This window comes from Streptomyces sp. NPDC046349, from assembly GCF_055587885.1.
The window spans coordinates 226,724-239,560 of record NZ_JBVJFK010000003.1 but is presented as its reverse complement, the minus strand read 5'-3'; the positions used below and the strand labels follow the sequence as shown (position 1 = coordinate 239,560).

11 protein-coding genes are annotated in these 12,837 nt (G+C 76.3%); 5 read left to right on the top strand and 6 right to left on the bottom strand.

The genetic code is table 11. The features are described 5' to 3' along the window. Positions 1–167 precede the first annotated feature (167 nt). Both ACZ6JS_RS08315 and ACZ6JS_RS08310 read right to left on the bottom strand, forming a co-directional pair. The gene (locus ACZ6JS_RS08315) at positions 168–740 is read right to left on the bottom strand and encodes a GNAT family N-acetyltransferase (protein WP_469296793.1); all 573 of its coding nucleotides are present in this window, start codon (positions 738–740) and stop codon (positions 168–170) included. Positions 741–742: 2 nt separating this feature from the next. Further along, positions 743–1,198 (bottom strand): hypothetical protein, encoded by a 456-nt coding sequence (locus ACZ6JS_RS08310; protein WP_469296790.1) that lies wholly within the window; start codon positions 1,196–1,198, stop codon positions 743–745. Positions 1,199–1,288: 90 nt separating this feature from the next. Between ACZ6JS_RS08310 and ACZ6JS_RS08305 the strand changes: the two genes are divergently transcribed. After that, complete coding sequence (locus tag ACZ6JS_RS08305) at positions 1,289–1,600, top strand: hypothetical protein (protein WP_469296788.1); 312 nt, start codon at positions 1,289–1,291, stop codon at positions 1,598–1,600. A 10-nt stretch (positions 1,601–1,610) separates the two neighbouring features. Here the strand turns inward: ACZ6JS_RS08305 and ACZ6JS_RS08300 are convergent, their stop codons facing one another. Next, positions 1,611–2,045, bottom strand: coding sequence for a hypothetical protein (locus ACZ6JS_RS08300; protein ID WP_469296787.1), 435 nt, complete (start codon positions 2,043–2,045; stop codon positions 1,611–1,613). Positions 2,046–2,256: 211 nt separating this feature from the next. On the opposite strand from ACZ6JS_RS08300, the gene ACZ6JS_RS08295 reads away from it, so the two are divergent. Together ACZ6JS_RS08295 and ACZ6JS_RS08290 are read left to right on the top strand one after the other, a co-directional pair. After that, entirely contained in the window at positions 2,257–3,528 is a 1,272-nt protein-coding gene (locus ACZ6JS_RS08295; protein ID WP_469296785.1) for an MFS transporter, read from the top strand. A 307-nt stretch (positions 3,529–3,835) separates the two neighbouring features. Next, positions 3,836–4,615, top strand: a complete 780-nt coding sequence (locus tag ACZ6JS_RS08290) for a peptidoglycan-binding domain-containing protein (protein WP_469296783.1) — start codon at positions 3,836–3,838, stop codon at positions 4,613–4,615. Positions 4,616–4,636: 21 nt separating this feature from the next. On the opposite strand, the gene ACZ6JS_RS08285 is transcribed toward ACZ6JS_RS08290, so the two are convergent. After that, positions 4,637–5,380: an SDR family oxidoreductase gene (locus ACZ6JS_RS08285; protein ID WP_469296782.1), complete on the bottom strand. Its 744-nt coding sequence runs from the start codon at positions 5,378–5,380 to the stop codon at positions 4,637–4,639. A gap of 222 nt (positions 5,381–5,602) precedes the next feature. Between ACZ6JS_RS08285 and ACZ6JS_RS08280 the strand changes: the two genes are divergently transcribed. Both ACZ6JS_RS08280 and ACZ6JS_RS08275 read left to right on the top strand, forming a co-directional pair. Next, positions 5,603–6,679 carry an RNA ligase (ATP) gene (locus ACZ6JS_RS08280; protein ID WP_469296781.1) on the top strand — a complete coding sequence of 359 codons (1,077 nt, stop codon included), beginning with the start codon at positions 5,603–5,605 and terminating at the stop codon, positions 6,677–6,679. A 561-nt stretch (positions 6,680–7,240) separates the two neighbouring features. Further along, positions 7,241–8,158: an NADP-dependent oxidoreductase gene (locus ACZ6JS_RS08275; protein ID WP_469297159.1), complete on the top strand. Its 918-nt coding sequence runs from the start codon at positions 7,241–7,243 to the stop codon at positions 8,156–8,158. Between the two features lie 54 nt (positions 8,159–8,212). On the opposite strand, the gene ACZ6JS_RS08270 is transcribed toward ACZ6JS_RS08275, so the two are convergent. Continuing rightward, positions 8,213–11,050 carry a poly(A) polymerase gene (locus ACZ6JS_RS08270; protein ID WP_469296779.1) on the bottom strand — a complete coding sequence of 946 codons (2,838 nt, stop codon included), beginning with the start codon at positions 11,048–11,050 and terminating at the stop codon, positions 8,213–8,215. After that, complete coding sequence (locus ACZ6JS_RS08265; RefSeq protein ID WP_469297158.1) at positions 11,037–12,821, bottom strand: RNA ligase family protein; 1,785 nt, start codon at positions 12,819–12,821, stop codon at positions 11,037–11,039. Before ACZ6JS_RS08265 ends, ACZ6JS_RS08270 begins: the two co-directional genes overlap by 14 nt. Positions 12,822–12,837 lie beyond the last annotated feature (16 nt).

Genomic DNA, 12,837 nt, shown 5'->3' with positions numbered 1-12,837 from the left:
GCGGGTCAGGCCAGGGCCGCGAGGTCCCCGGTGCCGGAGCCTGGCACCACCTCGAAACGGCAGACGGTGCCGCCCGCGTCGAAGGTGCCCGCCGACACAGTTCGGGGCGGCGGGCACGCGGGCGCTCGCCGACGCCGGATCCCCCGACGCCGACGGCTGGGTCCGGATCAGCCTCGCCGTCGAGTCCGAGGCCGTCGCCGTCGGCGGCCTCCTGCGCCGGGCACGGAGGCCGAGGTGCTCGGCCCGCCCGAACTGCGTCGCGTCCTCGCCGAAACGGTGACCGCGCTCGCCGGCCGCTCCGCGTGGGCCTCCGGCCGGGCGCCGGAGGACTGCCAGCGCACCTCGCCCTCCTCGCGGTGTCCGGTCGGGCGGAGGCCGCAGGCCCTCGCCACCGACGCGGCATGGTCCGGATGGATGTGGGCGATGCGACGGTCGACGGGCAGCCGCTCCAGCCGGGCCGAGAGCACGCGGGCGGCCTCCGAGGCCAAGCCCTTGCCCTGCCGGCGGACACCGACGACCCAGGCCGGCTCGGCGAGGCCCTGCGCGGGGGTGACGGCGGCCTGGACCGTGCCCACCAGCCGCCCCGTCCCGCGCAGCCGCAGCACCCAGTCGGCCCGGACGACCGCCGGGTCGGGGGAGCCGGCAGCGAGCCGCTCGTAGCGGGCGCGGAGCGCGTCCCGCGTCAGCGGCGCGCCGCCTGCCCGGACCGCCCGGACCGACCCGACGGGCCCGACCGGCACGCTCAGCGTGGGGGTTCCACCTCCAGGAAGCGCCGCCGGCGAGGTCCCCGGTACAGCAGACACACCCAGCCCAGCTCCTCCAGCACGGCCGCGCAGGCCGTCAGGCGCTCCCGCTCCTCCTCGGCCGCGCCACCGCCCGGCGGGCCGACCCAGGTCACCTCCACACGTCCCGGCCCGGACCCGGCGGCCACGCGGTAACCCGTCCGCGTACGCCGCCCCTCCGCGTCCAGCGCCGACGGCGTGATGCCCGCCGCCTCCAGTACGAGAGCCACGGCACGCGGCGCCTGCCGCACCTCCCATGGCGCGGGAATCCCTGCGCCGGCGGGGCCGTTCACCAGACGGCGGATCTGCCGCAGCCCCTCGAACGCCGTGTGCAGCTCGGCCTCCCGACGCCCGGGCGGCGCGGCCGCACCGTCACCGGTCGCCGGTTCGAAGCCCCGCCCCGGATCCGTCACCACCCCGTCACCCGCCCGTCTGAGTACCTCACGCCCAACGGCCTGAGTATCCGCCCCGATTCCCCGGGGCGGCGCCGCTGGTCGAATGAGGCCATGAACAACGACGCCCCGCGCAGCGCGACCGTCCGCCCGCGCATGCAGCACGTGACCACCGCCGGCTCGGCCCTGGCCGTGGCCCTGGTCCCGCTCGTGGTCGGCGTCCTGTTCGCCAAGGCGATGGCCGCCGACCCGATGACCCCCGTCAACGCCCTCATCGCGGGCGGCGGACAGCGGGCCGCCCTGCCGCGGGGAGAGTGGAAGCGGCGCGGCCACACCACCCTGCACCGGCTGCGCACCGCCCGGCGCGACACGGCCCGCCGCTGCGTCCGCGCCTGCGGCCGCCGCCCCCGCGTCCGCACCGGCTGAGGCCGGCCGGTCAGCGGTCGTACTGCCGCAGGCACAGGTCGACGATGGACGGCGGTACGCCGCCGGCGGCCGCGCACAGCTCGTCCGGGCGGGGCGGTGGCGGCGGCCGTCGGCGCGGGTGCGCGGTCGCGGCCCCGGGCACCCGCGTCCGCCGGGGCGGCGGCTTCGCGCGCGCCCGCTCACGGGGCGGGCCCGGGACGGACGCCCCGTCCGGGTCCGCGGCCGGACGCCGGGCGGCGTCGGGTGACGGCTCGGGCGCGGCGGACGCGGGCAGTTCCCCCAGCGGCAAGGCCGGTGGCGCGGCCCGCTCGGGCGCACCGTCCGACGGCACGGACCCCCGTTGGGGAGTCGGGACGGCAACCGGGTCCTGCGGGCCGACGAAGACACAGCCCGCGCTCGCCAGGAGCGCGACCAGGGAGAGGGGCAGGGCCCGGCGCAACTGCATCCGACCACCTTGCCGTACGGCCCGGCACCTCCCGCTCCCCGCCTCACGCGTCCGGGTGAGGCGGGGAGCGGGCGGCGCAGGGCACGGATGCTGCGTGTGGCAGATTGGCGTGGACGTACGGGCGGTGGGGGAGGCGCGACCTCCGGCGCCCGTGCCGTCCCGGACCGGGTCCTGTTCCTGCCGCCGATCGACCCGTACGGAGCACCGAGCCATGACAGCAGCCGCCGCGCCCGGCAGTCCCGCGCCGTCCCCCGAGCCCGATGGATCCTCCGCGACCGCGCCGCCGCCCGCCGCCGGGGCCATACCCGGCCGGGCGGGGTCGGCGCCCGCCCCCTGGAAGGGCTGGGCGGCCGTCTGGGCGGTCGCCCTCGGCATCTTCTGCCTGATCACCTCCGAACTGCTGCCCGTGGGGCTGCTCACCCCGGTCGGGGCAGACCTGGGGGTGTCCGACGGGACCGCCGGGCTGATGGTCACCGTGCCCGGGCTCGTCGCCGGGTTCTGCGCGCCGCTGGTCACCGTCGGAGCCGGCCGCCTGGACCGGCGGCTCGTCCTGTGCGCGCTCATCGCGCTGACGGCCGCCGCCAACCTCGCCGCCGCCCTCGCCCCGGGCTTCGCCGTCGTGCTGGCGGCGCGCCTGCTCGTCGGCGTCGGCGTCGGCGGATTCTGGGCCATCGCCGGCGGACTCGCGGTCCGGCTCGTCCCCGAGCGCCACGCCGGCCGTGCCACCGCTCTCGTCTTCGGGGGCGTGCCCACCGCCTCCGTCCTCGGCGTCCCCGTCGGAACCCTGCTCGGCGAACTCGGGGGCTGGCGTACCGCCTTCGCCGCGGTCGGTGCCCTCGGCCTCGTGACGCTCACGGCTCTGGTCGTCCTGCTGCCCCCGCTCCCGTCGACCCGTCACGTCACCTTCCGCCAACTCCCCGTCCTCCTCCGGGACAACCGTGCGGTCCGCGCCGGGGTGGTCGTCACCTTCCTCGTGGTGACCGGGCAGTTCGCCGCCTACACCTTCGTCCGGCCGATCCTCCAGGACGTCTCCGGCATCGACGCCGGGTTCGTCAGCACGCTCCTCCTCGGCTACGGCGTCGCGGGCGTCGCGGGCAACTTCCTGGCCGGGGCGCGCGACGCGTACCGGACGCTGCTCGTGATCAGCGCCGCCCTCGCGGTGATCCTCGCGCTCATCGCGGTCGTGCCGGGACCGGCCGCCGGGACCACCCTGCTGCTCGCCTGGGGTCTCGCCTACGGAGGGGTCTCGGTGAGCGTGCAGGGATGGATGATCAAAGCCGCTCCGGCCGCCACGGAGGCGGCCTCGGCGCTGATGGTGGCCATGTTCAACTTCGCCATAGCGGCCGGCGCGCTGTTCGGCGGCCTCGCGGTCGACGGCATCTCGGCCGCCGCCGCCCCACTCGGTGGCGCTGCCCTGATGCTCGTGGCCGCCGTCACCGTCCAGGCTGCGGCGATCCGCCGCCGGCCCGACCGCCTCGGCTGACGAATCGAGCCCGACAGAACGGACGGAGTGGAGCACAACGGGCAGGGGGCTTGACCAGGCCCGGGCCGGAGGGCGAGAGTGCGCCCGATCAAGCACCACAGTTCGAGCCGCACCTCGGAGATACGCAGATGTCCATACCGGTACGCTCACCGCTCGCCCGGCCCGTGATCTGCGGTTCTCCGGCACCCGGCACGCCCGGCGCCCGCGCGGCCCAGGCTCCCGCCGCCCGGCGGCGCAGAGCCTGACCGGCCGGGCGGGGGCCGGCACCGCACCGCCGCGCCGGCCCCCGCCCCGCCGGGAGACAGTCATGTCCCAGCATCCTGATGAGAACGGGCTCGCTCCCGACGACGCCCCGCTCGTACGCCCCTACGTCGCCCCCTCCGGTCCGCCGGGCCGGGTGGAGGCTCCCGCCTGGCCGCAGACCGGCCCGTTCGCCTTCCCCGGGCCGGCGCACGGGGCCGAGCACGGCGCCGGACACGGCTCCGCGCACCCCTACGGATACGGCCCGGAAGCCGGAGTCGGGCCGGCGTCGGGCGTGCCCACCGCGACTGCCGTGCCCGCCGCTCGCGAAGCCGCGGCCGCCGGCCGGCGCAGCCGGCTCCCGGTGGCCGTGGCCGGCGTGCTCGGCCTCGCAGCCGTCGGTGCCCTCGTGCTCCTGCTGACCGGCGCCGACCCGGAGCCGCACCGGGCCGAGCCGCCGGCCGACCTGTCCCTCCCGGCCCTCCCGGCCCGCAGCCCGGACGCCGGTACGCAATCTCCCGGCACGGACCCGTCCGCCCGGTCCGCCGGACCATCGGCCTCGGTCACCGGTGCGTCGACGGGCCCGGGTACGAAACCGCCCACCACCCCGAGCGCATCGGCCCCGCGCCCGTCGAACGCGTACGTGACCCTGCGCATGGGTGACAGCGGACCCGAGGTGCGCGCCCTCCAGCAGATGCTCTACGAGCAGGGGTTCACGTACGTATCCGTCACCGGCGTCTACGACGGCCAGACCAAGCGCGGCGTCGGCCAGCTCCAGCGCGACCGCTCCGTCAAGGGGGACCCGCAGGGCGTCTACGGGCCGAACACGCAGGCCGCCATGCGGTAGCGGGCGTCCCGGGCCGGTGGTTCAGCGGCCGCCCGCGACCCGCAGCACGGTGCCCGTCGTGTACGAGGCGTCCGGGGACAGCAGCCAGGAGATCGCCCCCGCGATGTCCTCGGGCCGTCCGGGCCGCCCGAGCGGGGTCGCGGCTCCGATGCGGGCCGCGCGGCCGGGGTCGCCCATGGCGGCGTGCATGTCTGTCTCGACGGTGCCGGGCGCGACGGCGTTGACCCTGATCCCGTCCGGGCCCAACTCCTTGGAGAGCCCCACGGTCAGGGCGTCGGTGGCCGCCTTGGTCGCCGCGTAGTGCACGTACTCGCCGGGACTGCCCAGGGTGGCCGCCGCCGAGGAGACGTTCACGATCGCGCCGCCCGAGGACTGCGCCATGTCGCGGGCGGCCCGGCGGCAGCACAGGAGGTAGCCGAGGAGGTTGACCTCCACGACCCGGCGCAGGTCCTCGGTGCGGGCGTCGGCGAGCCTGCCCAGAGGTCCTGTCACCCCCGCGTTGTTGACCAGGCCTGTCACCGTGCCGAGTTCGGCGCCGGCGATGTCGAAGAGCCGCTCGACCGCGCACTCGTCGGCTGTGTCGACCCGCACCGTCGCGCAGCGGGCCCCGGCCGCCCGTACGCGCCCGGCGACGGCCTCGGCGGACGCCTCGTCACGGACGTAGCCCAGTGCCAGGTCGTGCCCGTCGGCGGCCAGCCGCAGACACGTCGCCGCACCGATGCCCCTGCTGCCTCCCGTGACGACCGTGACCGGACGATGTGACATGTAAGCCTCCTGCGGGACACGGATCGTGGCGCGAGCGCGAGCGCGAGCGCGAGCGGGTGCGGGTGCCCGTCGCGTCGCACGGTGCGGCAGGCTAACACCGTGATAATCGCTGGACCAGCGAAAATGGTGGAACGGAGAGTGGCGTCACCGATGCGCCGCACGACCTGACGGCCACAACCGGGCGTGTCGGAACCGTCCGTGACAACCCGTTGGAGGCCCTCCATGTCGACCCTGCGCGTTACCGCCGAAGAACTGACCGTCCACGAACACCCCAACGCCGACGCCTTGGAGCTGGCCCAGGTGGGCCTCTACCGCGCGGTGGTCGCCAAGGGCGCCTACCGCAGCGGTGACTTCGCGCTCTACATACCCGAACAGGCCGTGCTACCCGCCGATCTGATCGAGGAACTGGGGCTCACCGGACGGCTCGCCGGCGGCAACGCGGACCGGGTCAAGGCGGTCAGGCTGCGCGGCGAACTCTCGCAGGGCCTGGTGTGCCGCCCCCGCGCCCTCGCCGACGTCGACCTGGCGCAGGCGGCCGAGGAGGGCACGGACTTCGCGGGCGTCCTCGGCATCACCAAATGGGCCCCGCCGATACCGACCACCATGAGCGGCGACATCGAGGCCGCCGCCGACCTGCTGCCGTGGGTGGACATCGAGAACCTCCAACGCTATCCCCACATCTTCGAGGTCGGCGAGCCAGTCGTCCTCACGGAGAAACTGCACGGAACGGCCAGCCTGTTCACGTACGTCGTCGAGGGCGGACGCTCCATCGTCTCCTCGAAGGGCTTCGGCGCGAAGGGACTCGCCCTCAAGGAGGACGAGCGCAACCTCTACTGGCGCGCGGTTCGCGGCCACGGAGTGCCGGCCGTCGCCGAGGCGCTGGCCGAACGCCTCGGCGCGACCCGGGTCGGGATCTTCGGCGAGGTGTACGGCGCGGGCGTCCAGGACCTGGCGTACGGAACCGACGTACGCACCGCTGACACGCCGCCCGGATACGCCGTCTTCGACGTGTCCGCGGAGATCGACGGACAGGTCCGCTGGCTGGACCCGGCCGCCGTCCTCGCCGACGGCGAACTGCCGCTGGTGCCGCGGCTGTACGAGGGGCCGTACGACCTGGACACGGTGCTGGAGCACGCGAGCGGCCGCGAGACGGTGTCCGGGCGGGCCGCGCACCTGCGCGAGGGCGTGGTCATCCGCCCGGCGGCCGAACGGTACAGCCCGGTCGTGGGCGGCCGCGCCATCGCCAAGGCGGTCAGCCCCGCCTACCTGACCCGCAAGGGCGGCACCGAGTACGAGTGATCACCCTCTCGCGTGATCCGATGCCTGCCCCCGATGCCCTGGCCAGGGCGCTCGAAACCCCCGGGGGAGCCCCGGTGCGGCCGCTGCCGCCGGCGGTGCCCGCACTGCTGCGCACGCCGGCGGCCCCGCCCGGGCCGCCGCGCCCGCGGCTCGCGCACGGCTTCCCCGAGGGCACCTGGCCCGCTTCCCCGCGACCGGGGCCACCTGGCGCGGGAGCTCCGCGTGCGTCGAGGAACTGCTGGTCAGCGCGGCCGGCAGGGTGTGGAAGGGCAAGCGAGTCCAGATCTGGAGGACCTCCTGGCGTGGTGGCCGTCCCGCCGCGGCGACCCGGCGCCGAGCGCCGGGCCGCCTACCTGTACCTCGAAGGGGTGCTCGGAGAGATCGCCGAGAGGGCGGGCGGACGGCTCGGATTCCGGGCGGCCTGTCCCGTGCGCCCTTGAGCGGGCGGCCGTGTCCGACCTGCCGGGGCGCCGCGCGCGTGATGGGATGGGCGGGGCGGGGTCCACCAGCACACCGGGAGGTCGGTACATGTCCGAGTCGGGCCGGAGCGGCCAGGAAACCATGCGGGCGATGGCGTACGACAGGTACGGCGGGACGGAGGTGCTCTCCGAGACCCGGCTGCCGCTGCCCAAGTTCGGCCCCGGCGAGGTCCTCGTCCGGGTCAGGTGCGCCGCCGTCAACCCCGTCGACTGGAAGATCATGGCGGGCGGGCTCGACCCCCTCATGGACGTCGTGTACCCCGTGGTCCCCGGCTGGGACGTTGCGGGCACCGTCGAGAAGGTCGGCATCGACGTACCCGAGTACGCCGAGGGCGACGAGGTCATCGCCTACGCCCGCAAGGACTACGTGCACGGCGGGACCTTCGCCGAGTTCGTGACCGTGCCCGTTCGCGCCCTGGCGCACAAGCCCGCCTCGCTGAGCTGGGCCGAGGCGGCCGGACTCCCGCTCGCCGGGCTCACCGCCTACCAGCTGCTCACCCGGCTCGGCACCGGCAAGGACGACACCGTTCTCATCCACGGCGCCGCCGGCGGCGTCGGCTCCCTCGGGGTGCAGATCGCCCGCGCCCTCGGTGCCCGCGTCATCGGCACGGCGTCCCCCCGCAACCACGACCGGGTACGCGAACTCGGCGCCGAGCCCGTCGAATACGGGGACGGGCTGGCCGACCGCGTCCGCGCCCTCGTGCCCGACGGGCCCACCGTCGTCGCAGACTTCGTGGGCGGGGTCGGCGGTGTCACCAGGGAGGTCCTCCACGACGACGGCCGCCACGCGTCCATCGCCGACCCCAGCGTGCTCGGATCCGGCGGCGAATGGATGTGGGTCCGCCCCGTCGGCAGCGACCTGGCCGAACTGGGCCGACTCGCCGACAGCGGTCAGCTGAAGGTGCCCGTCGCCAAGACGTTCCCGCTGGCCGACCTCGCGGCCGCCTTCGAGCTCAGCCGGGGCGGCCACACCCCAGGAAAGATCATCATCGAGGTCTGACCCACACGACACGGCCTGGACCGTGTCCGCGCAGCCGCGCCGGCGGCCCGCGGTTCAGGCGCCGAGATCCGGCACCTCACCGCCCGCCGCCCAACACACCTCCACCCCGCGCAGGCCGGCCCGCCAGCGGTCGGCCGGCCCGGCCAGCCGCGCCGCGTCCGGCGGCGCGGCACCCAGGCCGATCGCGTACCGGGCGAGGCCCGGCCCGGACTCGAAGGGGCGGGGCCACGCGTGCGCTCCGGTGACGCCGGCATCCTCCAGCGCGCCGAGGAGCGCCCGCAACCGCCCGCGCACCCGTCCCCGCACCTCCTCGAACTCCTCCTCGGCCGCCCGTACGGTCACCACCGCCCAGGCGGCGTGCCGGCGGTGCGGCGACGGCGCGGCCGCGGCCAGGGCTTCGGTGCCGACCCCCGACTCCAGCAGCTCCCAGGCCCCGTACAACTCCTGTACCAGGAGGTCCCGCAGACCCGGCGTCACCTGGGCGGTACAACTGCGCACCGGCTCCGACGGGGTGAGGACCGTCACCGCGTCCGGCCCCGCGGCGGCTTCCACCCATCCGACCGGCTCGCGCCAGTCCCAGGCGGCCCACCTCCCGAAGAACTCCCGCACCAGGGCGTCCGGCGGCAGGGCACCCGCCTCCCGGACCGTGCATGCCGCCAGGACCGACCAGGCGACTCCCGGCAGGCCCCCGAACGGCGCCGAGTCCAGGCCCCTGGCCCGCGCCCACGCCTTCACCCGCCGTGCGAGACCGGCGAACGCGGCGTGCTCCGCACCCACCGCCTCCCGTACGGCGTCGGCGTCGCTCACCGCGCTCAGCGCGACGGCGGCGGCCTCACCCAGCTCCGCCCGCCGCGTCACCGCCAGCGCCGGATCGAGGTCGCCGGTGGCGACCAGCACCACGTCGACGGACAGCGGCCCCGCACAGAAGCGCAGGCCCGGCACGCGGGCCCCCGTCACCTCTCGCAGCCCGCGGGCCTGCGGCAGTGCGGCCGCCAGCCGCTCGCGCACCCGGGCCACGTCCAGCGGCCCCGGCAGCGCCACCACCAGGTCCAGATCGGCCCCCGGGAGGTCGCAGCCCATCCGGCGCGAGCCGGCCACGTGCACCCGCGCGTTAGGCAGCGCGACCCCGACGCGCGCGGTGACCGACTCGGCGTGATCGGCCCCGGGCTCCCACCGGTCCTCCGGCAGGGGCTCCGGGACCCAGCGCACCTCGCCCGTCCCCAGCGCCACCGTCGCCCGTACCCGCATCGGCCCGTCCCCGCGCCGGGAGAGCACGGCCAGCTCCCCGACCCGCGCGGACACGCCCCCGCCGAGGCGCGCCTCGAACTCGGCGACCGCCCGCTGCGGATCGCGGCTGCGGCCCAGCGTCAGATGCGGGGTGTAGCCCCCGTACGCGCCCGAACGCCCGCGGCATCCGGGGAACCGCTCCTCCATGGCGCGCCGCAGCTCCTGCCACGGCGCCTCACCGGCGGCCGCCGGATCCAGCCAGACGGTGGCCTCCTCACGGTGCCCGAAGCTGTGCACGCCCTCCAGCCGGGCCTCGAACGGAGCGGTCCCCGCGGCCGCTTCGGCCAGCAGCGCGACGGCCTCGGTGAAGGAGGACTCCGGTACGAAGCCGAAGAGCAGGTTCACGTGCGCGGGCCAGCGCCCGTACGCCGGGTCGTGGTCCCGGCGTACCTCCCGCACCCCGGCCGGGAGGCCCGGCGGCAGCCACGCCACCGCCGTCCGGACCGTCGCCGGCACCTCGAGCCGCGCCGGGCCGTCGCCGGGCGTCCCGAACTCCACCGTGGCCTCCACCCCGAAGTGGTCCGAGACGAACAGCCCGTCGAGGGCCGGGGAGTCGCCGCGCAGCGCCGCCCGCGCCACCCGGGCCGGGGTGGAGCCCAGCAGGATCCGGTCCAGCCGGCCCGCGCGGCCCGTCAGCGATCCCACCGCGGCCAGCGGGTTGGCCACCGGATCGAAAGTCGGCGTGGCGTCCGCCGACCCGTGCACCTCGCACCAGGCGTCCCGCATGCCGAGCGCGGGCGCGGGCCCCTCGGCCCCGTGGCGGCCGTCGTTGAAGTCGCCCAGCAGGGCCACACCGGCTTCGACGCCGCCCAGGCCCTCCGCGAGCCGGGCCAGCTCGCTCTCCCGCCGCTCGTGCCCGTTCTCGCTGTGGTCGCTGGTCAGGTGGGTGGCGGCGACGACCAGCGGCCCGGCCGCGGTGTCCACCGTCACGGCGGTGACCGCCTTGTGCGCGCGGAACACGTGCAGACCCGCCTCCCGCACCGGCAGCCGGCTCAGCACCAGCAGCCCGCACTCGGCGACGTCCCGGCCGCCGGGGTCCGTGCCCAAGGTGTACCCGGCCCGCACCCACGGCGCCGCCAGCAGCATGCCGAGCAGCTCCGGCTCGACCTCCTGGAGCGCGATCACGTCGGCGTCCGCGACGGCCAGATCGTCCAGCAGGAGCGGTCTGCGCCGGGCGGTGGCGATGCGGGGGGCGTCGTAGCGGTCCCACAGGGTGTTCCAGGTCAGCAGCCGCACCGAGGACGGCGCCGCCCCCGCGTCCGGGGACGCGGCCCGGGCGGGACGCCACGCGCCGCCGCCCGCCGGATCCCAGGCGTACGGGGTCCGCGCGGTGAAGAACGGGGCCCGCAGCAGGCGCGGATCACGGACCCGGCCCGCAGCGGTCACGTCGATCAGGTCGACGCCGGTGGCCCGGTCCCACACCAGCTCGCCGTCGGCCTCGACGAACAGCACCCGGTGCCAGGGGATGTCCCCGCCGGGCACGAAGGAGGGCAGCGGGACGCGCTTGGGCGCCGCCCCGCGCTGGAGCAGGCCGAGCACGAACCGTGCCGGATCGAACCGGGGGTCCCAGCGGACCTGGTGATAGAGCTGCTCACTGGTGCGCATCGGAGCCCCCGCCGGCCGTGAGCGGGCCCGCCGCCAGGGTGCCCGCCGTGTCCTCCACGTCCCCGCCCGCGCCGACGTACCACGTACGGTGCGCCCGGCCCGCGTACGGTGGGCTGAACCGGTGCAGCTGCGAGGCCAGCACCTGCGGCGGCACCGGGTGCGGGCGCACACCGTTGCGGCGCTCCAGCTCCGCCTCCTCGACCAGGACCACGGCATGGGTGACCAGCGCGTCGCGGCGGCGAGCGACCGAGCCGGCCAGGCCGCGCTGCTGGTCGGTGAGCGAAGTGGCGTCCCACACGACCGTCCCGCCGCGGGCCAGGGCGGCGTCCAGCCGGTCCAGGCCCTCACGCAGCACGTCCGCGTTGGCCCGCTGGTCCGTACGCGACCCCCGGGCGGTGCGCAGGTCGTCGAGGCACACGTACGCGTCCACGCCGGGCAGGCCGCGGCCGAAGGTGCTCTTCCCGCTGCCCGAGGGACCGCACAGCTGCACCAGCCGGGGAAACGATCCGTCGCGCCACTGCCACGTCGCCGCCACGGCCTCCTCCACCGAGGCTCCGGAGATCCTGCCGTCCGCGAACGCGCGCCGGGCCTGCGCCCAGCAGCGGTCGGCCGCGTCCGCGTCCAGCCCGGCGAGGGACTCCCGCAGCGCGGCGCGCAGGGCCTCCAGCGGATCCGCGCCGCCGAGCAGGCCCGCCTCCTCGGCCCACAGTGCGGACCACTCCGCCTGCTCGCGCGCCCGGGGCCCGTCGGCCAGTGCCCCGGCGAGCGCGTGGAGCACCCCCAGATCGGCCGCCGCGGCCATCCGTACGAGCCCGGCCCGCCGGTCGGCGTCGGGGAACGGCCGCTGGAGGGACGGGTACAGCCCGAGCAGGTCGCCGACCCGCCGGGCGAGACCCATCCCGGCCGGTCCGGCCGCGAGCCGTGCGGCGACGCGCGCCCGCGGTTCGCGGCGCAGCGCGGCGGCGAGCACCCCCGCCAACCGGTCCTCACCGGTCCGCCCCGACGCGTCGATCCGGGCAGCGGCCTCGGAGACCTCGGCCACCGTGTCCGGGTGCGGGTGGGTGCCCGGATGCGTGCCCGTCCCCGTGCCGACGGCGGTCGACAGGGCCGCGACATCGGGCTCGGCTCCCGAACGGACCGCCCACAACGGGGCCGCCGGACCGAGCCCGTTGGGCACGACCTCCGCGTACATCCAGTGGGTGTCGGTCTGCACGTGTCCGCCCCGCACCCACTTGGCCACGCACTGCCCGAAGTCCGCACGGGCGAAGCCGGCGACCGCGCGCACGACGTAACCCTCGTGCCGGGCGGTGTCGAGCCTCAGCCCCCGCAACGCGCGTTCGTCGAACGTGCCGCGCCACAGCACGCGCGGGGTGGGCACGCCCAGGCCCCGCAGGAACCGCACCGTCCGGTCCCAGTCGAGACACTGCTCCCCGTCCCACACCGAGAAACCGTAGAACCAGCTGTCGAGGTCCTCGTAGGGGATCGAGTGCCGGGCGTAGAGGTTCTCCCCGCACACCCGCCACCCGGCCGGAATGCCCGGCCCGATCCGCCCCTGAAGGCCCTTGACCCAGGCCCGTGAGGGGTGGTGCCCGGAGTCGAGCGAGCGGGCGTGCAGCCCGTCCGCGTACAGGGTGGTGTTCTCCCCGTCGAGCTTCTCGGTGACCACGACCTCCCGTCCGGCCAGCCCCGTGGACCCGACGGCCCGGACGTCGTCCGCCGAAGCCCCCGGCGACCAGGGCAGATGGGGCGTACGGGGATAGTGGGTGCGCATGATCCGCTCCGGCTCG